At 72.8% G+C, this 19,182-nt stretch carries 16 protein-coding genes; 8 read left to right on the top strand and 8 right to left on the bottom strand.

The window, feature by feature from the left end; translation table 11 throughout:
* Nucleotides 1–59: 59 nt before the first annotated feature.
* Nucleotides 60–1,556 carry a sigma 54-interacting transcriptional regulator gene (locus tag OV090_RS38865; RefSeq protein WP_267709888.1) on the bottom strand — a complete coding sequence of 499 codons (1,497 nt, stop codon included), beginning with the start codon at nucleotides 1,554–1,556 and terminating at the stop codon, nucleotides 60–62.
* Nucleotides 1,557–1,758: 202 nt separating this feature from the next.
* Here OV090_RS38865 and OV090_RS38860 point away from each other — a divergent pair, with 202 nt between their 5' ends.
* From OV090_RS38860 to OV090_RS38845, 4 genes are all read left to right on the top strand, one after another.
* Nucleotides 1,759–2,292, top strand: coding sequence for a peroxiredoxin (locus tag OV090_RS38860; protein ID WP_267709887.1), 534 nt, complete (start codon nucleotides 1,759–1,761; stop codon nucleotides 2,290–2,292).
* Nucleotides 2,293–2,333: 41 nt separating this feature from the next.
* The gene (locus OV090_RS38855) at nucleotides 2,334–2,861 is read left to right on the top strand and encodes a carboxymuconolactone decarboxylase family protein (protein ID WP_267709886.1); all 528 of its coding nucleotides are present in this window, start codon (nucleotides 2,334–2,336) and stop codon (nucleotides 2,859–2,861) included.
* 277 nt (nucleotides 2,862–3,138) lie between these two features.
* On the top strand, nucleotides 3,139–4,074 hold the full coding sequence (locus tag OV090_RS38850; protein ID WP_267709885.1) for a serine/threonine-protein kinase: 936 nt from the start codon (nucleotides 3,139–3,141) through the stop codon (nucleotides 4,072–4,074).
* A 172-nt stretch (nucleotides 4,075–4,246) separates the two neighbouring features.
* A complete protein-coding gene (locus OV090_RS38845) occupies nucleotides 4,247–5,218 on the top strand; it encodes an L-threonylcarbamoyladenylate synthase (protein ID WP_267709884.1) in 972 nt (323 codons plus the stop codon).
* Between the two features lie 166 nt (nucleotides 5,219–5,384).
* On the opposite strand, the gene OV090_RS38840 is transcribed toward OV090_RS38845, so the two are convergent.
* From OV090_RS38840 to OV090_RS38825, 4 genes are all read right to left on the bottom strand, one after another.
* Nucleotides 5,385–6,398, bottom strand: a complete 1,014-nt coding sequence (locus OV090_RS38840) for a CHAD domain-containing protein (protein ID WP_267709883.1) — start codon at nucleotides 6,396–6,398, stop codon at nucleotides 5,385–5,387.
* 424 nt (nucleotides 6,399–6,822) lie between these two features.
* Nucleotides 6,823–8,274, bottom strand: a complete 1,452-nt coding sequence (locus tag OV090_RS38835) for a hypothetical protein (protein WP_267709882.1) — start codon at nucleotides 8,272–8,274, stop codon at nucleotides 6,823–6,825.
* Between the two features lie 355 nt (nucleotides 8,275–8,629).
* The gene (def, locus tag OV090_RS38830) at nucleotides 8,630–9,205 is read right to left on the bottom strand and encodes a peptide deformylase (protein WP_267709881.1); all 576 of its coding nucleotides are present in this window, start codon (nucleotides 9,203–9,205) and stop codon (nucleotides 8,630–8,632) included.
* A 105-nt stretch (nucleotides 9,206–9,310) separates the two neighbouring features.
* The gene (locus OV090_RS38825; protein WP_267709880.1) at nucleotides 9,311–9,745 is read right to left on the bottom strand and encodes an MXAN_5187 C-terminal domain-containing protein; all 435 of its coding nucleotides are present in this window, start codon (nucleotides 9,743–9,745) and stop codon (nucleotides 9,311–9,313) included.
* Nucleotides 9,746–10,176: 431 nt separating this feature from the next.
* Between OV090_RS38825 and OV090_RS38820 the strand changes: the two genes are divergently transcribed.
* The 3 genes from OV090_RS38820 to selA are packed head-to-tail and all read left to right on the top strand — an operon-like array spanning nucleotide 10,177 to nucleotide 13,315.
* Nucleotides 10,177–11,481, top strand: a complete 1,305-nt coding sequence (locus tag OV090_RS38820) for a ComEC/Rec2 family competence protein (protein ID WP_267709879.1) — start codon at nucleotides 10,177–10,179, stop codon at nucleotides 11,479–11,481.
* Nucleotides 11,482–11,495: 14 nt separating this feature from the next.
* A complete protein-coding gene (locus OV090_RS38815) occupies nucleotides 11,496–11,960 on the top strand; it encodes an FHA domain-containing protein (protein WP_267709878.1) in 465 nt (154 codons plus the stop codon).
* A 5-nt stretch (nucleotides 11,961–11,965) separates the two neighbouring features.
* Complete coding sequence (gene selA / locus OV090_RS38810; RefSeq protein WP_267709877.1) at nucleotides 11,966–13,315, top strand: L-seryl-tRNA(Sec) selenium transferase; 1,350 nt, start codon at nucleotides 11,966–11,968, stop codon at nucleotides 13,313–13,315.
* Nucleotides 13,316–13,413: 98 nt separating this feature from the next.
* Here the strand turns inward: selA and OV090_RS38805 are convergent, their stop codons facing one another.
* The 3 genes from OV090_RS38805 to selB all read right to left on the bottom strand — a co-directional run bounded on the left by OV090_RS38805 (nucleotide 13,414) and on the right by selB (nucleotide 17,747).
* A complete protein-coding gene (locus OV090_RS38805; protein ID WP_267709876.1) occupies nucleotides 13,414–14,538 on the bottom strand; it encodes a hypothetical protein in 1,125 nt (374 codons plus the stop codon).
* Entirely contained in the window at nucleotides 14,535–15,203 is a 669-nt protein-coding gene (locus OV090_RS38800; protein ID WP_267709875.1) for a hypothetical protein, read from the bottom strand. Before OV090_RS38800 ends, OV090_RS38805 begins: the two co-directional genes overlap by 4 nt.
* Nucleotides 15,204–15,755: 552 nt before the next feature.
* On the bottom strand, nucleotides 15,756–17,747 hold the full coding sequence (gene selB / locus OV090_RS38795) for a selenocysteine-specific translation elongation factor (protein ID WP_267709874.1): 1,992 nt from the start codon (nucleotides 17,745–17,747) through the stop codon (nucleotides 15,756–15,758).
* 150 nt (nucleotides 17,748–17,897) lie between these two features.
* Between selB and selD the strand changes: the two genes are divergently transcribed.
* On the top strand, nucleotides 17,898–18,923 hold the full coding sequence (gene selD, locus OV090_RS38790; RefSeq protein ID WP_267712118.1) for a selenide, water dikinase SelD: 1,026 nt from the start codon (nucleotides 17,898–17,900) through the stop codon (nucleotides 18,921–18,923).
* Nucleotides 18,924–19,182 lie beyond the last annotated feature (259 nt).

The following is a 19,182-nucleotide window of genomic DNA, read 5'->3' as shown; positions in this document are numbered from 1 at the left end:
CGGCCCGGGCGATGACCGCGGGCGGTCGGTACGCGGCTGCGGGCCGATAATTGCCGGCCTCACGCGGTGCGGGCGACGCCCAGCTTCTTCATCCGGCTCTGCAGCGTCGAGGGCGGCACCCCGAGCAGCTCGGCGGCGCCGCCGGGCCCGTAGATCCGGCCGCGCGTGTGCGTCAGGACCCGCTGGATCTGCAGCGCGGTCACCTCTTCGAGCGTGGCGATCCGGCCGTCGTGCTGCAGCGGCGTGTCGGCGGGCGTGGCCTTGGGAGCAGGTTCGATGGGACCTGTCCCGTTGGGCATGTCCCCGAGTTCGAACGCCTCCGGGCCGAGCATTTCGCCGGTGGTGACGATCGTGGCGCGCTCGAGCACGTTGCTGAGCTCGCGCAGGTTGCCGGGCCAGGCGTGGGCGCGCAGGCGGGCCAGGCCGGCCTCGCTGACCCGCATGCCGCGTCGGCCGGTGCGCTGGCTCTGCTCGGCGAGCATCGCGGCGCACAAGAGCGGCAGGTCCTCGAGGCGCTGACGCAGCGGCGGGAGGCGCAGCGGGAACACTGCGAGGCGATAGTAGAGATCTTCGCGCAGGCGGCCGCCGGCGATCGCCTTCTCGAGGTCGACGTGGGTGGCGGCGAGCAGCCGGACGTCGACCTTGACGCTCTTGTCGCTGCCGACCGGCTCGACCACGCCCTCCTGCACGACGCGCAGCAGCTTGGCCTGCAGCTCGATCGGCAGCTCGCCGATCTCGTCGAGCAGGAGGGTGCCGCCGTGGGCCAGCTGGAACCGGCCCAGGCGATCGCGCGTGGCCCCGGTGAAGGCGCCGCGGGTGTGGCCGAACAGCTCGCTCTCGAGGAGCGAGGCGGGGATGGCGGCGCAGTTGATGGCGACGAAGGGGCGGTCGGCCCGCGCGCTCCAGCGGTGCAGGGCGCGGGCGAGCCGCTCCTTGCCGGTGCCGGTCTCGCCGAGGATCAGCACCGGCGTGTCGGTGGGCGCGACCTGGCGAGCGCGCGCCGCGACGGCCCGCACTGCAGGGCTGACGCTGCGCTCGAGCACGCCGTAGCCGGCGGCGACCTCGTCGAGCTCGCGCGCCCGCTCGAGCTCCTCCTCGCGCAGGTTCTCGAGGACGACGCGCCGCTCGGCGTTGTCGAGCGCGAGGCCGAGGATCTGCCCGTACGTCTCGACCTGGTCGACGACCGACTGCGGGTAGCTCTCGCAGTGGGTGCGGTCGAGGGTGAGGACCCCGAGCGAGCGGCCGGCGGCGTGCAGCGGGACGACCATGCAGGCGTGACCCGGCGAGAGATCGAGGACGCCGTCGAAGGGATCGCCGTCGCCGTGACGGTGATCGTCCTCGGTGAAGGCGCGGGCCCGGCGCGTCTCGAGCGCCTCGCGCAGGGTCGGGAAGCGCGCCAGGTCGATGCGGTGGCCGCGGACCTGGCTGGCGAGGTGGCCGCGGGCGGCGCGGACGACCAGGCTGCCCTCGTCGAGGGTAAACACGGCTGCGAGGTCGTACGGCGCGATCCGGGCGACCCAGTCGAGGCCGCGACGCAGGAGGTCGTCGGTGTCCATGGCGCGAGTGTGGATCGCCCGGCACCGAAATGCCAGTGTTGAGGTACCGATGCGTCGGTGAACAACGACGGGCCGGGGCCGCGCGGCCGTGAGCGGGCGGACAAGTGTCGAGAATCGTTGAGTCTGTGCTTTGGTTCGGCCCCTGCTATTGCACCCATGTCCGCGAGCGTCACCGCTCGCACGAAGGAAAGAGAACCAGACCATGTTGACCGTAGGCGATCAGTTCCCCCAGTTTGCCCTCCAGTCCGTCGTCAGCCGCGACAAGGGCAAAGAGTTCACCGAGATCAACGACAAGAGCTACCAGGGCAAGTGGCGGGTGTTCTTCTTCTGGCCGATGGACTTCACGTTCATCTGCCCGACCGAGATCGCCGAGTTCGGCCGCCGCAGCGGCGACTTCGCCGACCGCGACGCGCAGGTGCTCGGCGTCAGCACCGACACCCACTTCGTCCACCTGGCGTGGCGTAACAACCACGACGACCTGCGGGACCTGAAGATCCCGATGGTCGCCGACACCAAGCGCGAGCTGTCGCAGGCGCTCGGCATCCTGCACAAGGACGGCGTCCCGCTGCGCGCGACCTTCATCGTCGACCCGCAGGGCACCATCCGCTGGGTGTCGGTCAACGACCTGTCGGTCGGCCGCAACGTGGCCGAGGTGCTGCGCGTGCTCGACGGTCTGCAGACCGACGAGCTGTGCCCGTGCAACTGGCAGAAGGGCGAGGCGACCCTCAACCCGTAAGCGGGCAGGGCGAGTCGCGCGAAGGAGGAGAGGAGGACACCATGGCCAATACCGTCGAATCACTGCGAGAGCAGCTCCCCGAGGCCGCGAGGGACCTCAAGGTGAACCTGCAGAACGTGTTGCAGGAGTCGTCGCTGACCCCGGCACAGCGCTGGGGGACGGCGGTGGCGTGCGCCATCGCCTCCCGCAACGCGACCCTGACCCAGGTGCTGGTCGACGCGGCGCGCGAACAGGTCGACGCGACGACCATCGAGGACGCCCGCGCGGCCGCGGCGCTGATGGCGATGAACAACGTGTACTACCGGTTCAAGCACATGGTCGGCAGCGAGGACTACGAGAAGCTGCCGGCCCGCCTGCGCATGACCCGGATCGCCAAGCCGCACAGCTCGAAGCTCGACTTTGAGCTGTTCTGCCTGGCCGTCAGCGCCGTCTTCGGCTGCGAGCGGTGCGTCGTCTCCCACGAGAAGACGATCCGCGAGGCCGGCGGCACGGCGGAGCAGATCCACGACGCAGTGCGCACCGGCGCGGTCGTCCACGGCGTCGCCGTCGCGCTCGAGCTCGGCGTCTGAACGTTGTTCGCTCGGCGCCTCGGGCGCCGGGACAGGCGGGCGGCGCGAGGGTGGCGAAAACGCCCCCTGCGCCGCCCGCCTGTCTTTTGTGCTTCACCCGCACTAGCGGCTAAGGTGCGCGCCGCGACCTGCATCGGACCCGCCTGCAAGGCCCCCTCGAGGACGGCTGACGAGACGGGACCAGGTGGTGTAGGTTGCATAACCTAGCCCACCCCCCGCCGCGCTTTCCCACGTGTCCAACGAGGATCAAAACTCCGGCAATCGGCCTCACGCCGGGATGACTGGCATCACGCCGACGTCGACCTCGCAGTACGAGGGCTACCAGGGCACGGAGCTGCCGCCCGGCACCGTGGTGACGGGCACGAGCCAGTTCGAGATCGTGCAGCGCCTCGGCGAGGGCGGGATGAGCAAGGTCTACAAGGCGTTCGACCGCCTGATGAACCGCTACATCGCCCTCAAGGTGATGAAGAACGACGTGCCCGAGTGGGCGCATCGCCACTTCCGCCGCGAGGCCCGCATGTGCGCGAGCTTCATGCACCACAACCTCGTGCACGTCAGCCAGGTCGGCACGGCCGAGGAGTTCGACGTGCTGTGGTTCGCGATGGAGTACCTGCGCGGCAAGGACGTCAGCTGGTTCATCGAGAGCGGCACGCCGATGGGCATCCCGGTGATCCTCGAGATCTTCTCGCAGGTGCTCGACGCGCTCCGCTACGTCCACCTGCGCCGGATCGTCCACTGCGACATCAAGCCGTCGAACGTGTTCGTCACCCGCGACTCGCACGACCCGCTGCTCCGCGTGGTCAAGCTGCTCGACTTCGGCGTGGCCCGCGACCTGTCCGACCTGTCGTCGCACAACACGCACCACATCATGGGCGACCCCCGCTACATCGCCCCCGAGCAGACGATCCCCGGCAACTACATCGACCACCGCGCCGACCTCTACGCGCTCGGCATGACGTTCTTCGAGCTGGTCACCGGCGGCCGCCACCCGTTCGAGGACCTGTTCGACGCCCACCCGCGCGCGCTCCTGCAGGCCCACCGCGAGCGCGAGCCGCTGCCCGTCAGCCACTTCATCTCCGACAGCGTGCCCGCGGCCAAGGCCCGGGCGATGGACGCGTTCTTCGCCAAGGCGTGCGGCAAGCAGGTCCACCACCGCTTCGCCGACGCGCTGCAGATGAAGGAAGCGCTGGTCGAGCTGGCGAAGATGATCTGAACGGACATGTCCCCGGGGACATGTCCGGCCGGCGCCGACCGCACCTGTCCGGGCGGACAGGCCGGCGGTCGCGGCGGCCGGACGTGCTATGAGCTCGGGGTGCGCCGGCGGCCGGCCGACGCCGAGGCGGAGGAGCGATGACCGAGAGCACAGCGCCGAGGGCGGAGGGGACATGACCGTGAAGACGGCGGTGTTGCCCGCCGACGATCCGGCGGCGATCGCCCATGCGGCCGAGGTGCTGCAGCGCGGCGGCCTGGTGGCGTTCCCGACGGAGACTGTCTATGGGCTCGGTGCCGACGCGCTCGACGCGGCGGCGGTGGGGCGGATCTTCGCGGCCAAGGGGCGGCCGGCCGACAACCCGCTGATCGTCCACGTGGCGGCGCCGGAGCAGGCGCGCGCGCTGGCGCGGGCGGTGCCGCCGGCGGCGGAGCAGCTGATGTCCTTGTGGCCAGGTCCGCTGACTCTGGTGCTGCCGCGCGCGCCGGTGGTGCCCGACGCGACCACCGCCGGACAGGACACCGTGGCAGTGCGGATCCCCGAGCACCCGGCCGCGCTGGCGCTGCTGCGCGCGTGCGGGCGACCGCTGGCGGCGCCGTCGGCCAACCGATCGGGCCGGCCGAGCCCGACCACGGCCCAGCACGTGCTCGCCGACCTCGACGGGGTGGTGGAGGTGATCCTCGACGGGGGTCCGTGCGCAGTCGGGCTCGAGTCGACGGTGGTCGACGCGACGCGCCCGGTGCCGATGGTGCTGCGCATGGGCGGGCTGCCGATCGAGGCGCTGCGGACGGTCGTCGGGGCGATCGACATGCTCTCGGGACAGGACCCGGAGGCCATGTCCCGATCGCCAGGTCTGCGCCACCGCCACTACGCGCCGCGCGCCCGCGTCGTGCTGGTGGCCCCGGGCGAGGCGGCAGCGTGGGGCGGGCCGAGCGTGGCGGTGATGAGCCAGCAGCCGCGGCCGCCCGGATTCGTCGGCCGCTGGCAGGTGATGCCGACCGCGCTCGAGGGCTACGCGCAGGGGCTGTTCGCGGCGCTGCGCGAGCTCGACGCGCCGGAGGTCGAGACGATCGTGGTCGAGACCGTGCCCGAGGTCGGGCTGGGCCGGGCGATCGCCGACCGCCTGCGCCGCGCGGCCGAGCGCTGAAGGCAGGAGGTTCTCGGGACATGCTCCAAAGAGCATGTCTGAAAGGACATTCACGGCACGACGCGCTGCGGGCGAGCTGTCCTCCGAGCATGCCCAGCGGGACAAAGGCTCGGGCGGAGCAGCTCCTGGGCATGGCCTTCGAGCCATGCCGCCGACAGATCGCCGATCACCCGTTCTTGTCTGGCTTTTCAGCCAGGTCGTCCGCGACCAGGTCGCCGGGGCAGATGAGCTCGAAGTCGGGCGACAGGGAGGTCGGCGGGGCGCCGGCCTGGCCGCACGGGCGGGGCTCGGCGGCCGGGCGTTCGCCGTCGCGCCAGACCTGCCAGTAGTGACCGATCCGGGCGACGTAGCGGCGCGGACGCTCGGCGTACAGGCGCTGGCCGAGCGACCAGGCGCGGGCTCGCAGCTCGGCGCTGCGGGCCTCGGCGCGGGCGAGGACGTCGCGACGGGCGGCGGCGTCGAGGTCGGGGTGCTGGCCGAGGGCGACGCGCAGGACCTCGAGGTCGTGGTCCTCGCCGAGCGCGTCCGACAGCTGCTCGAGCGCGTCGGCCCAGGCCGCCTGCACGCACTTCCACAGGTTGTGCAGGAGCTGGGTGTGGTACCAGAGGTCCTTGACCCGCTTGCGCCACGCGTGAAACGCGGCCGGGGTCGGATCGGCGAAGGCGTTGCGCATGGCCCGGCGGCCCTCGGCGTAGCTGGTCTTCAGGCCAGGTTCGAGGACGCTCCAGCCGCGCGCCAGCGGCGGCCAGTCGGCGCTGCGGCTGCGCACGCGGGCGAGGTCGTCGGCGGCGGCGCGCAGGGCGTCCTCGCTGGCGACGACCTGGTCGCGCACGGCCGCGAGGCGGTCGCGCACGGCCGTCAGCGCGCCCTCCGGCGCCGGCACGAGGTCGTCGAACACGTCGGCCGCGACTGCGGCGTCGCGGCGCTCGGCGAGGCGCCGGGCAGCGTCGCGGAGGTCGAGGTTGTCGCGGTGGAAGCCGGCGCCGAGGCCGTCGCGCAGCAGGCGGGCCAGCGCCCGCGTGCGCTTGATGGCCTTGCGCGCCGCGTGCACGCGGGTGTGGGCGTCGGGGGCGTCGGGGTGGCCCTCGCGCAGGCGGGCGATCGCCTCGCCCAGCTCCTCGTCTGCGATCCGCACTGCGGCCTGATGGATGGACTCGCTGCGGGTGAGTCGGTAGGCCATGCCGCCACGATAGCGCGCGGGCCGGCACGGTTCCACGGGGCCGGCGGAGCGCGAGGAGGTGTTCGGGACATGTCTTGAAAGACATGTCGGTGGAGCGGCCGCTGCGGGCTGCTGGCCCCACGCGCTGCCGGAGCGGGCCCATGCAGGCGCGGCGTGTGAGAGGGCGTGGACTCGCGGCGCGCGGGCTCCGGCGCGGGCTGGCGGCGGATGCGGTAGCGAGCTCGGGCGTGGCTCGGCGACGACGAGCTCGGCTGTCCGAGAGCGCAAGACTCGGCGGGCCGCGGCGCGCTCGATGGTTGCGAGCTCTGCTGCCCGAGAGCGCGGGACTCGGGGGCAGCGACGCGCTCGTGGGTTCGAGTCCGCGAGAGGGCGCGCTCGATGGAGCGAGCACTCGCGCGAGCGCGTGCAGTCCTCGGCGCGCGGTTCAGGGCGAAGGAGCGGGGGCAGGCGCCGGCGGGGGTACGATCGGGGGCGCGTCGGAAGGGACGCCGGGGGCGGGGCCGCCGTCTGGCGGGGCATTTTGGCCAAGGGGCGGTTCGCCGGATGGCTTGCCCGACTTGCTGCCGTCCTTGGGCGTGAGGGCCTCGCTCGGCGTCAGCTTGCCGTTCTTGCGCGCGGCCCACATCTCCTCGCGCTGCTTGCGGGCGGCCTCGATCTGCTCGGGGGTGCGGCGGAGCATGCGACGCGCGCCCTCGGCGATCTGCTCGAGGATGAACTTGGCCTGGTCCTTGGTGAAGTCGGCGCGCAGGTTGAGGGACTTGTCGTCGCGCGCGATCTCGGTGGCCTCGTAGAAGCTGCGGACCATGAAGCGGGCGTAGAACGGGACCTTGTCGTCGATGAAGGCCGGGAGGTCCTCGCTCCACTGCCGCTCCATCTTGGTCGCGTCGACTGCGTCGAGGTACTCGCTCTTGATCACCAGCTCGGGCGAGGTCGAGGCCTCGGCCATGAGCTCGAGGTTGTTGGGGATCGGGAACGGCGGCTCGCTCTTGAGCTTGATGCTGGCGCGCAGGTCCTTGAGGACGAGCTGGAGGCCGGCCCGCGGCTCGCGGGCGGCGAAGGTCTTGAGCTTGGTGAGGTTGGCGACGAAGTTGCCGGCGGTCTCACCCTTCGACTCGTCGGGGCCGGCGAGGATCGCCGGCAAAAATTCCTCGCGCACGTAGACCGCGACGTCCTCGTCGAGGAAGACGAACCACCGCGGGTCGTCGTCCTGGTCGGGGTTGGCGATCGGCCGCGGGTTGCCCATCGTGCGCCCGTCCCGGACCTCCCACTCGATCTTCTCGCCCTCGCCCGCGGCGGCGCGCTCGAGGCCGGCCTGCACCTCGGCCTGCGTCAGCCGGTACTCGACGGCGAGGAAGGTCTGGGTCAGGTCGCGCAGGTTGGGGCTGGCGATGACGATGTAGTTGAAGTCCTTGAGGGCATGAAAGCCGCCGCCGGTGACGATGAAGTCGAAGTCGGGCAGCGGCGACATGATCTCGACGATGGCGTCGGCGAACGGCAGGCCCGAGACCTTCTTCGCCGACAACAACATGAAGAAGTTGCTGCTGCCGGGCCCGAGCTCGGCCACGCGCGAGGTCTTCTCGCCGAACTTGGGCTTCGGCTTGGGCGGCTCCGGAGGCTTCTCCTCGGGCTTGGGGCCGTCGGCCTCGGGCGGCTTGTCGGGGCCCATCGGCGGCGGCGGGACCTCGGGCTGCGGCTCGGGCGGCTGCGCGCCCTTGAGCTCCTGATCGAGCTCGACCGTCTCGAACTGTGTGACCTCGAACTCGAGCTCCGGCATCTCCAGCTTGAAGTCGAGGCCGCACCCGCCGGGGATGAGCGGCGAGAGGTGCAGGGCCAGCGAGCCGAGGGCGGCGGCGAGGATGCGGCGCGTGGGGGTCACGAGCGCCGCGAGTGTACCATCGCAAGGCCGCACGCGCCCGCCCGAACCCGCACCCCGCGCCGCCCCGCGCCGCTCCGGACCGGGGAGGGCCGGGTCCGCGGGCCAGCGTCTGCGGGCGCCGCTGCGCGCCGGCAGGACCGCGGCGATCGCGAGCAGAACCTGGCGTAAGGGACATGCCCGTTCGGGCATGTTCTAAAATGCATGTCAATCTGGCACACGGACGACGCTCGCGTGGCCGCGCGCGAGCGGGCGGGGCGCCCGGACAGAGCTGGCCGAAGGACGAGAGCGGAGATGAAGCGCCCGGGCCGCACGGCGCGGAGATCCGTGAGCGTGCGGGAGGGCCTTTCAGCGGCGCTCAGGAGCCGTAGTGCTCGACGAGCTCCTTGATGTGCTCGCGGAAGCGGTTCTCGTGCTGGCGCGCGAACTCCTTCCAGGTGCAGAAGGTCCGCGGGTCCTCGACGCGGTCGACGAACAGCATGCCGTCGAGGTGGTCGCACTCGTGCTGGAAGGTGCCGGCAGTGACGCCGCGGACGACCTTGTCGATCGGGTTGCCGAAGCGGTCCAGGGCCTCGACGCGGATCTCGACCGAGCGATAGACGATGCCGCGCAGGTCGGGCACCGACAGGCAACCCTCGTAGTTCTCGAACCGCGTGCCGCACAGCGGGGTCAGCACGGGGTTGATGAGGATCGTCAGCGGGATGTTGGGCTTGTACGGGTAGCGCGGGTTGTCCTTGACCTCGATGACGCACACGCGCACGGGCTCGTGGACCTGGTTGGCGGCGAGCCCGGCGCCCTGGGCGTCGCGCATGGTCTCGATCATCGAGTCGATGAACGCCTGGAACGCCGGGGTCAGCAGCTCCTCGCGGCTGACTTCGCGGGCCTTCTGGCGCAGCACGGGGTGCCCGATCTGGGCGACTTTGAGGATCGGCATCGGGCCCAGTGTAATGCACGCGACATGCGGAGGCCCGGGGGGACCATGACGGTCCGGCCCGGGCCTCGGCGCTCGCAGCCCTTCGGGCCGCGCGGTGGTGTGCGCTTACCCGCGGACGACGCGCGCCTTGAGCGCGACCTTGCCGTCCTTGATGTAGACCGAGAACTGGACGTCCTTCACGTCGGGCCGCTTCATCAGCTCGGCGGTGTTGGCCCGCAGCTTGGTGGCGAATTTCTCGTACGTGAAGTTGTCGATCGGCTCGTTGTTCTCGAGCTTGAACTTCACGAACTCCTCGAAGACCTCCTGGTAGTAGGCCTCGCGGACGGCGTCGTCCTTGGCCGGCTCGGGGCCGCTGCCCTGGGCCTCGTTGTCCATCGTCATCAGGTTGCCGATGACGGTCTCGCGCGAGCGCAGCGGCTTGGTCGCAGGCATGGTGAAGAAGCCAGGCCCGCGCCCCGCGGCCGGCTGCGACGAGGACGGCACCGACGGGTGCGCCATGGTCGGCGCCTCGTCCTCGGCCGGGCCCGGGGTAGCGACCACCGACGGCGGCTCGATGCGCAGGCGCCGCCCTGCGATCGCGCAGGATCGCAGCAGCGGCGGTGGTGCTGGCCGCAGGCGTGGTCGGAGCAGCCCGTGGTCGACTGCCGGAGCGGGCCGCGCCGGACATCGCAGGCCCAGGGCTGGTCCGCGTGACGGTCCACGGCGCGAGCTCCCCGGCGACGGCGAGCTGTGCCGTGTTTGCGAGCCCGAGCGGGAGCTCGTCAGTGTGGTCCCTCCACGTACCCGAGGCGATTTGTCCACTTGCAGCGGGCGATCCGATCTGGCTCAGGGCCGGAGATCTCGCGCGTCGCGAGGGTCCGCCGTGGCCGGGCGCCGGAAGCCGCGATCCAGGCCGCGACGGGGCCGTGGCGGCGTTTTCGGTCGAGAGCGCGTGGCGGGCCGGGCCGGCGAATGGCGGTTACTGGCGGACCGTGGCCGAGCTGCGCGAGGCGACGACGCGCGCGTCGCGGGGTGATGCGGCGCTGGGCTTCGTGGTGGCGTCGGTGTTGGGTCAGCCCGCGGCCCTTGCGCCCGAACGCCGGACGGAGCTGCGACGCGCCGGCCTCGGACACGTGGTGGCGGTCAGCGGGATGAACGTCGCCGTGGCGGCGGCGCTGGTCCAGGGGCCGCTGCTGCGGGCCGGGCTGCTGCTCGGCGGTTCGCTGACGCTGGCGGCAGCGCTGGCCTGGCTGCCGGTGCTGGCGTACCTGGGGGTGACTGGCGGCGAACCACCGGCGTTGCGGGCGGCGGTGATGTTCGGCCTGGCCCAGCTGGCGACGCTGACGGGGCGCCCAGGCCACGGGCTGACTGCGCTGGCGTGGACGGCCGCGGCGATGCTGGCGTGGCGACCGGCGTGGGGGCTCGATCCGGGGCTGCACCTGTCGCTGGCCGCGATGGCGATCCTGGTCCATCCGTCGGCGCCGCGCGGGCTGGTGGCGCAGAGCTGGCGGGTGTCCTTCGGGACATTGCCGATCGTTCTGGTCCACTTCGGCCAGGCGTCGCTGATCGGGGTGGCGGCCAACGTGATCGCGGTGCCGGTGTTCACTCTGTGGGTGCTGCCGCTCGGCATCGCCGGGATGGTGGCGGCGCAGTGGTGGGGGCCGGAGGCGCTGCGGCCGGCGGCGCTCGGCGGGCAGGTGATCATCGACCTGGCCGGGCTGGCGGCGCGCGTGCCGGAGCCGCCGTGGTGGCTGCTGGCGGGTATGGCGGTGGTCGGGCTGGCGCTGCGGTTGACGGTGCGGCGGCCGGAGGTGCTGCGCTGGGTGCCGGGGATGTTGCCGTGCGTGGGGGTGCTGGCGGCGCTGGCGTATCTGGGGCGCGAGCGATCGCCCGAGCCGCCGCGCGAATGGGTGGCGATCGGCGGGTCGCGCAGCGCGGCGATCATCGTGCCGGCGCCGGCGGATCGCTCGCTGGCGTGCGTGCGCGACCCGTGGCTGGCGCCCGAGGCGTGGCCGGAGCTGCTGGCGGCGCTGGGCTTCCGCGGGGCGGCGGCAGTCGTCGCGCCCCGCAGCCCGCCCGCGGCCGCGGTGGTGCAGGCGGAGCTCGAGCGGGCCGGGATGATGTTCGAAGGGACATGTCCCGAAGGACCGGCTCTGAAGTCGTTGCGGATACACCTCGAGGGGTGTCAGGCGCGGACGCGGTTGCGACGCGCGGTGGTCCGGGCGGGGCCGGAGGGGGTCGGGGCGGAGTGCTGGATCGGCGGCGTGTTCGTGGGGGCGACCGGTCCCGAGAGATAGGCTATGGTCGCGGCGTGGCGCGTGAGCCGGACATCTTCGTGCGCGAGGAGAGCGGGCCGGGGCGCGGACGGACGCACGCGCTGAGTTCGGGGCGGGCGGTGATCGGCCGCGATGCGGGAGTGACTGTGATGCTGGCGGGCGACGACGTGTCGCGCGTGCACGCCGCCCTCGACGTGACGCCCGAAGGGCTGACCGTGACCGACCTGGGCAGCAAGAACGGGGTGTATCGCGACGGGGCGGCGCTGGTCGGGGCGACGCCGCTGGCTCACGACGACGTGATCGTGGTGGGGGGGATCTCCTTACGCGTGCATCACCCGGGCGCGCAGGTCGACGCGGCGCTGCGCCGCGGCGGCGAGGTGACCGTGACGCGCCGACGCCAGGTCGCGGCGGCGGAGCGGGGCGAGTCGCTGCTGCTGCCGGCCGTCGCCACGCTCGGGTTCGCGGCGCTCGTCGCCGCGCTGCTCTTGTGGCAGCAGTAGAGGGCATGTCGCTCCGCCTGCCTCGCGTCGATCGGATCCTCGACCACCCCGCGCTCGCGTCGTCGCCGGCGCTGCGCGCGATCCAGAAGCGCCACGTGAACGACGTCCTGGCGGAGCTGCGGCGGCGGGCCCAGGCCGGCGAGATCTCCGAGGCCCCCGAGGCCGAGGCCATCGCCCGCGAGGTCGCCCGTCGCCTGGACGAGGTGATGTCGCCGCGTCCGCGCGCGTTGATCAACGCGACCGGGGTGCTGCTGCACACCAACCTCGGGCGCGCGCCCCTGTCCCGAGAGGCAGTCGCGGCGATGACCGCGGCGGCCGGCACCTGCGAGCTCGAGTTCGAGGTCGAGACCGGTCGGCGAGGGTCGCGACTGACGTGGCTGCGGCCGCTGCTGGCGGCGCTGCTCGGGGCCGAGGACGTGCACGTGGTCAACAACGGGGCGGCGGCGCTGCTGCTGGCGTGTACTGCCGTGGGACGCCCGGGCGGGGTGGTGCTGTCGCGCGGCCAGATGGTGGAGATCGGCGACGGCTTTCGCGTGGCCGAGATGGCGGCGGCCGGCGGCGCGCAGGTGTGGGAGGTCGGCAGCACCAACCGGACGCATCTCGCCGACTACGCGGCCGGGCTCGCGGGCGAGCTGCCGGGGCAGCCGCGTGGGGCCGCGGCGATCTTGTGGGTCCACCTCAGCAACTTCTCGCAGGCGGGGTTCGTGCATCAGCCGACGCTGGCCGAGCTGGCGGCGCTGGGGCGCGAGCGCGGAGCGCCGGTGATCGCCGACCTCGGGTCGGGCTCGCTGGGCGGGATCGCGGGCGACGAGCCGACTGTCCAGGAGTACCTGTCACAAGGGGCAGATCTGGTGACGTGCAGCGGCGACAAGCTGCTCGGCGGGCCGCAGGCCGGGCTGCTCGCGGGGACGGCCGCGCTGGTCGGAAAGTGCCGCCGGCACCCGCTGGCCCGGGCGTTGCGGCCGGACAAGACGACAGTGGCGGCGCTGCACGCGACCGCGATCGCGTACGCCAGCGGGCGGGCGGACACGCTGCCGCTGCGGCGGATGATGACCTGGTCGGAGGGCCAGCTGCGCGCGCGGGCCGAGGCGCTGGCGCTGCGAATCGGCTGGCCTGCGGGACAGATTCGGACGAGCGAGGCGACCGTCGGCGGCGGCTCGCTGCCCGGCGACGTGATGGCGAGCGCGGCGCTGGCGGTGCCTACTGCCGATCCCACGGCCACGGCGGCCGCGCTGCGCCGGGCCGGCGTGGTCGGCCGCGTCAGCGCGGGGGAGCTGCTGCTCGACCTGCGGACGGTGACGCCGGAGGAAGAGGAGGCGCTGGCGGCCGCAGTGCGGGCGGTCGTGAGTGGCTGAACGGACATGTCCCGAAGCGCATGTCTTCGGGAGAGATTTGAGGCTGACCGTGAGGACATGCTCCGAGGAGCATGTCCCTGGGTGCAGGCCGATTCGCCTCAGAAGCGGCCGACGAGCACGAGGCCGTTGCTGGCGCCGAGGCTGGGAGCGAGGCGGACGCTGGCCTGTTCGGGCGGCAGATTGAGCTTCTGACGCAGCTCCCGGTTGTGGCCGTCGATGAGGCCGGGGGTCTCGCGGCGGCCGATCGGGTGGGTTTTGTAGACGCCGAGGAACACGCCCATGCCGAGGAGGAGGGCCGCGCCGACGCCGAGCAGCGCGCCGGAGACGGGCATCGACAGCGGGTAGCGGACGCGATCGGTGCCGCCGCGCAGCGGGTCGTCGGGGCCGAAGTCGGGGCCGTACTTGGCGGCGGTGGCGTTGAGGATCAGGAAGGTGAGACCGACGGCGAGCAGGCCGCCGCCGGCGATGCCGCCGCCGAGGGCGACGCCGAGGCGGGTCTTCCTGCGCTTGTCGACCTGGCGCGCGAGGTCGTCGCGGCCGAGGGCGGCGTAGAACTGCGCGGGGCTGATCAAAGTGCCCGGCGTGCCCTGCCGCAGCGCGCCCCAGGTGCCGTCGAGGCGCTTAGTCGCGTACTCCTGCTCGGCCGCCTCGCGCGCCTGCTTGGCCTCCGCGGGCTCTTCGGGCGCCTTCGGGGCCTCATCGCCGGTGTCGGCGACCGGGTCGGGCACGCTGACCTCGGTGGGCGGCTCGGGCTCGGGCAGAGGGACGCCGGCGGTGCCGCTGAGGGCGACGGCGACGGCGCCGTCGGTGCCGTAGGCCATGGCGATGAAGCTCGGCGGGTCGCCCGGGCTGCCCTCGAACACGCGGACGATGACGATCTGCTGGACCGGGAGGACCTTGGCGCGCTCGACGATGCCGCGATCGTCGAGGCTGTCGACGGCGCCGAGCGCCTGGCCGTCGATCACCACGCCGGCCTTCTTCGAGGCCGTGAGCGCGGCGCGGAACGCCGCAGCCGCGGCCTGCGAGCCGGGGTTGGCGGCGATGACGATGATGTTGGGCCTCTTGTCGCCGAGGTGGGCGCTGACGCCGGCCGGCGGGAAGGTGGCCGACCAGTCCACGGGCGCGGCGGCCACGGGCGCGGGCGCGGGCGCGGCGAGGGCGGGGGTCGGGAGGGCGAGCGCGGTCGAGAGCGCGGCGGCGAGGAGGGTGCGGAGCGCGGTCATTTCGGGGTCCACCGGCACGCGGGATCGGCGATGCAGGCCGCGGCGTTTTTGTTGTTGAAGCAGGCGGGGGAGGAGCAGAACTCGCTGCACGCCTTGCTGCTCGCGCACGAGTCGAGGTCTTCGCAGTCGTCGATGATAGGCTCGCAGGCGTAGCCGCCGGAGCCGCGGGCGACGCAGGTATCGACGGCGTTCTTCTCGTCCTTGAAGATGGCACCCTCGCCGCTGATGTAGACCCGCTCGTCGCCGCGCGCACAGCTGAGGTACCAGCCGCCGAAGTTGCAGCGGGCGTTGGCGACGGCGCAGCCGTCGTATTCGAGGCAAGTTGCGACCGCGCTGGTCAACTCGGCGTAGGTGCCGTCATTGAACTGCGCCGCGGTGCTGCCGTCGTAGGTCATGTAATTGCACATCCGCAGGCTGGTGCCGTTCTCGCACAGCAGCCGGCTGCGGTTGCAGAAGCAATAATCCCAGGCGCTGTCCTCGTCGTCGAGGGAGACGCCGTCGTTGAACTCGTGCTGCTTGTTGCCGCACTCGACGTAGCGGAGCCCCGGCTTGGTGGTACATTCGAGGAATTCGTCGCAGTGCGTGCAGCCGCCCGTGAGCACCGGGACGAGCGCAGACACCAGGCCGACGCCGAAGAGCAACGAGAACAATTTGAGGCGACCCACTTGGACCTCCTGTCCCGCTAGGACCGGGACGGAGCTGAGGTTGACTGCGCGCGGCCATCCCCCGGCGAGACGGCGAGCGGGGCCGTCGGCCAGGCCGAGGTGACAGCATGCATGGCGCGTACGGTATCGACTCGCCCGCGGCTTGTACAGGCGGCCGTCCAGCGAGGGGCGCGAGGCTCGTCACGGCTCGGCGACACCTTGCGCAAGGGACATGTATGAAGGGACCGCGCGAAGGAGCGCGGCGCAGGATGTCGCTGCGGCGGCGATGCGTGCCGGGGTGCGAGAGGGTGGTCGGACGGGACCGCCAGCGAATGCGAGCCGTAGGGGAGTCGGTCGGATCGGTCGGGACCGCCTGCGGCAGCGAGCCGCAGGTCGGCTGCGTCGGTCGGGACGCCGATCCTCGGGCGCGTGTCGGCCTGGCGATCACAAGTCTCACGGCTGACCGGCCGCCCGAGGCGCGAGTCGGGCGCCATGGGCATCGGGACCCGCCGGCGGTCCGAGGTGGGGCGCCAGGGCGCCCGGAACGGCGAGCCGACGGCCTCAGGGTCGAGCTCAGGTGCCATGGAGCTTGGGGCCGGCGATCCGGACCTCACCTTGCCGACGGGTGATGCCCAGTCGGTCCAGGTGCTCGAGGAAGGGCACGACGAACTTGCGCGACAGGCCCGTCAACGCCTTGAGCGCCTGAACATCGATTTGCGGGCTCGAGCGCAGGTGGGTGCGGACTTTGTCGACCAGCGAGGCGTGGTGCTCGCGGGCGAGCGAGAGATCGGCGGAGACCCGCACCAGCGCGCCGGCCTTCTGCAGGGCGGTGAGGGCGTCGAGGGCCTGGCGCTCGCTGAGGTTGGCGCCGGTCTGTACCTCTTTAAGGGTGGGCGGGGCGACGCCCGCACGGACGTAGAGGTCCAGCACCTTGTGCCCGATCGGCGACAGTCCGGGGGTCGGCTCGGTGCCGCCGCGGACCAGCACGTCGCCGCGCAGCTCCAGCAGCCCGCGGGCGTGCGCGTGCTCGAGAGCGGCGGCGGCGACGTCGGGCGCGACGCGGCCGGGCAAGCCGCCGAGCAGGGCGGCGCGCGACAGACCCGGTCGATCGGGGTGGGCGGCCTGGAACTGGACGGCGACTGCGACGGCGGCGGCGGCCAGCTCGGGCAGCACCGCGGCGGCGACGTGGCGGCTGTCGCCGAGCCGCACTGCGTCTGCGCTTTGGACCATGTCGGAAAGGACAGCATCGAGGTCGGGCGCGCCGGCCCGCAGCTCGAGCTCGTCGCGCGAGATGGCGAGCGCGCCGGCGTCGGTCAGCAGCGCGGCGACACGGGCGCGCAAGTCGGATCCGGCGAGGGCGCGGGCGACCCGGAGCCAGCGGCTGCGCTGGCCGCGGCCGGGGCGCGGCCCGGGGTCGACGACGACGCCGCCCCCGCAGGTGTGGCCGTGGACCAGATCGCCGCCGTCGCTGCGGAGGACGATCCGCTGGCCGTGCCACACCGGCAGCGGCGCGTCGAGGCGGATCCGCACCAGCGCCGAAGTACCTGGCGGAACGGACATGGTCTTCGGGGCATCCTCGTCGCCGGCGAGCGGCCCGAGCGGATCGAGGCGGCCAGTGGTGTGCGCAGTGCCGGCGCAGACCTGGACGCTCGTGCCGCTGCGCCAGGCGCGGCTGTCGTGCGGCAGGTGCTCGAGCAAGACGTGAACGGACGGCGCGGCGACGACCCGGTGCCCGCGGGTGAGCACGTCGCCGCGGGCGAGCTCGGCGACGGCGACCCCGCCGAGGTTGACCGCCGCCCGGGCGCCCGCAGGGACGCGCGTGGCCGCGGCGCCGCGGACATGGAGGGCGCGGGCGCGGAGCTCCCGGGCGGGGCGTTGCTCGCCGCCGGGGACGAGGGTGAAATAGGGTTCGCCGGCGATCTCGAGCTGGCCGGCGAGCAAGGTGCCGGTGACGACGGTGCCGTGGCCCTTGAGGACGAAGCAGCGGTCGATCGGGAGGATCGGCCGGTCGCGCGACGGGCGGGCCGGCAGCGCGGCGGCGACGCGACGGACGGCCGCGGCGAGCTCCGGGACGCCGACGCCGGTGTGCGCGGAGCACGGCACGACCGCGGCGCCGGCCAGGCCGGGCGCGAGCTCCTCGAGGGCGGCGCGTACGTCGGCCTCGGCGAGCGCGAGCGCCTCGACGTCGCCGTGGAGGCGATCGATCTTGCTGAGCGCGACCACGCCGTGGGTGATGCCCAGGAGGCGGCAGACGAGCAGGTGCTCGCGCGTCTGCGGCATCACGCCCTCTTCGGCCGAGACGACCAGGAGCACGGCGTCGACGCCTCCGGCGCCGGCGACCATGGTGCGGACGAAGGCCTCGTGCCCGGGCACGTCGACGACGCTGGCGACCAGGCCGGGGCCGAGCTGCCAGGCGGCGAAGCCGAGGTCGATGGTGATCCCGCGGCGCTTCTCCTCGGGCAGGCGATCGGTGTCGACGCCGGTGAGGGCGCGGACCAGGGCGGTCTTGCCGTGATCGATGTGGCCGGCGGTCCCGAGGACCAGGTCACGCACGGGCTTGGCCATGCGCCGCAGTGTAGCGGCCCGGGGTCTGCGATACACTCCTCGCGCATGAGCAGCGAGCCCCGAAAGCCCGGCGAGCCCGACGACACGCGGACCGTCCACCGACCGCTCCGATTGACCGAGTTCGCCCGCGGCGGCGGTTGAGCCGCCAAGCTGCGGCTCGGTGACCTGGTCCAGGTCCTGGAGGGCATGCCCCCGCCCGAAGAACGGGGCGACGAGCGGGTCCTCGTCGGCACGGAGTTCGCCGACGACGCGGCCGTCGTGCGCATCGGCGACGACCCGACGCGGGCGACCGTGCTGACCGTCGACATCATCGCCCCGCTCGTCGACGACCCCGAGACCTTCGGCGAGATCGCCGCCTGCAACGCGCTGTCGGACGTCTACGCCATGGGGGGTCGGCCGCTGTTCGCCCTCAACGTGGTCGGCTTCCCCGACGACAAGCTGCCGCTGACCGTGCTGCAGGCGATCCTGCGCGGCGCGGCGCGGGCCTGCGCCCGCGCCGGGGTGGCCATCGTCGGCGGCCACACCGTCCGCGACGGCGAGCTCAAGTTCGGGCTCAGCGTGACGGGCGAGGTGGCTGTCCCGGAGATCCTGTCGAATCGGACAGGTCACGAAGGCCAGGCGCTGGTGCTGACCAAGGCGCTGGGGACCGGCTTCATCGCGCAGGCGATCAAGCACGGCCACGCCGAGCCGGCCGAGGTGGCGGCGGCGATCGCCAGCATGACGACGCTCAACGGACCGGCGCTGGCGATCGCCCGCGGCTTCGGCGTGACTGCCTGCACCGACGTGACCGGCTTCGGGCTGCTCGGTCACCTGCGCAACATCCTCCGCGGCTCGCAGCTGGCGGCCCGGCTCGACATGGCGGCCTTGCCGGCGCTGCCCGGGGCGCTGGCCCACGCAGCCGCGGGACGGGTGCCCGGCGGGACGAAGGCCAACCTGGCGTTCGTGCGGCCGAACCTGATCGTCGAGGGCGGCGAAGATCCGCTGCGCACGCTCCTCGCCGCCGACGCGCAGACGAGCGGCGGGCTCCTGCTCACCGTTCCCGAGGCGCGTGCTGCAGAGCTCGTGGCGGCGCTGCGGGAGAGCGGCGGACAGGGGTGGACGATCGGGCGGCTGCTCGCGCCTTCGCCCGCGACGCCGGCCGGGACGGTGGTGCTCGAGTTCGCGGCCGAGGCGTGACCCGCCGGACGTGGGCGTGCCCGGGCGCGTGCGCCAAGACGGGGACGAGACGCACGCGCTCGCAGGCGACGCGAGTTGCGAACTGCGAGGCAGACGGTCGCCGGGTGAAGCGCGCGAGCGGTCGGTCATGGTGTCGAGAGGTGTAGTGGTCGGGTCGACGCGAACCAGTGCTTTCTGGTGCGCGTCGGTGTGAGACAAACTCGCAAGCCGAGTTCGTGCGCACCAAGCTCGATTGGGGTCTTGCCTGGCGAAGCGTGTC

It is taken from the genome of Nannocystis sp. RBIL2, from assembly GCF_026626745.1.
GTDB lineage: Bacteria > Myxococcota_A > Polyangia > Nannocystales > Nannocystaceae > Nannocystis.
This window is presented reverse-complemented; position numbering and strand designations above follow the sequence as displayed.

Coding starts and splice junctions, on each gene's coding strand:
- OV090_RS38845 (WP_267709884.1), top strand. CDS start 4,247: ATGACCGTGAAGACGGCGGTGTTGCCCGCCGACGATCCGGCGGCGATC.
- selB (WP_267709874.1), bottom strand. CDS start 17,747: ATGGCCAAGCCCGTGCGTGACCTGGTCCTCGGGACCGCCGGCCACATC.
- OV090_RS38865 (WP_267709888.1), bottom strand. CDS start 1,556: ATGGACACCGACGACCTCCTGCGTCGCGGCCTCGACTGGGTCGCCCGG.
- selA (WP_267709877.1), top strand. CDS start 11,966: ATGTCGCTCCGCCTGCCTCGCGTCGATCGGATCCTCGACCACCCCGCG.
- def (WP_267709881.1), bottom strand. CDS start 9,205: ATGCCGATCCTCAAAGTCGCCCAGATCGGGCACCCCGTGCTGCGCCAG.
- OV090_RS38860 (WP_267709887.1), top strand. CDS start 1,759: ATGTTGACCGTAGGCGATCAGTTCCCCCAGTTTGCCCTCCAGTCCGTC.
- OV090_RS38850 (WP_267709885.1), top strand. CDS start 3,139: ATGACTGGCATCACGCCGACGTCGACCTCGCAGTACGAGGGCTACCAG.
- OV090_RS38840 (WP_267709883.1), bottom strand. CDS start 6,398: ATGGCCTACCGACTCACCCGCAGCGAGTCCATCCATCAGGCCGCAGTG.
- OV090_RS38855 (WP_267709886.1), top strand. CDS start 2,334: ATGGCCAATACCGTCGAATCACTGCGAGAGCAGCTCCCCGAGGCCGCG.
- OV090_RS38805 (WP_267709876.1), bottom strand. CDS start 14,538: ATGACCGCGCTCCGCACCCTCCTCGCCGCCGCGCTCTCGACCGCGCTC.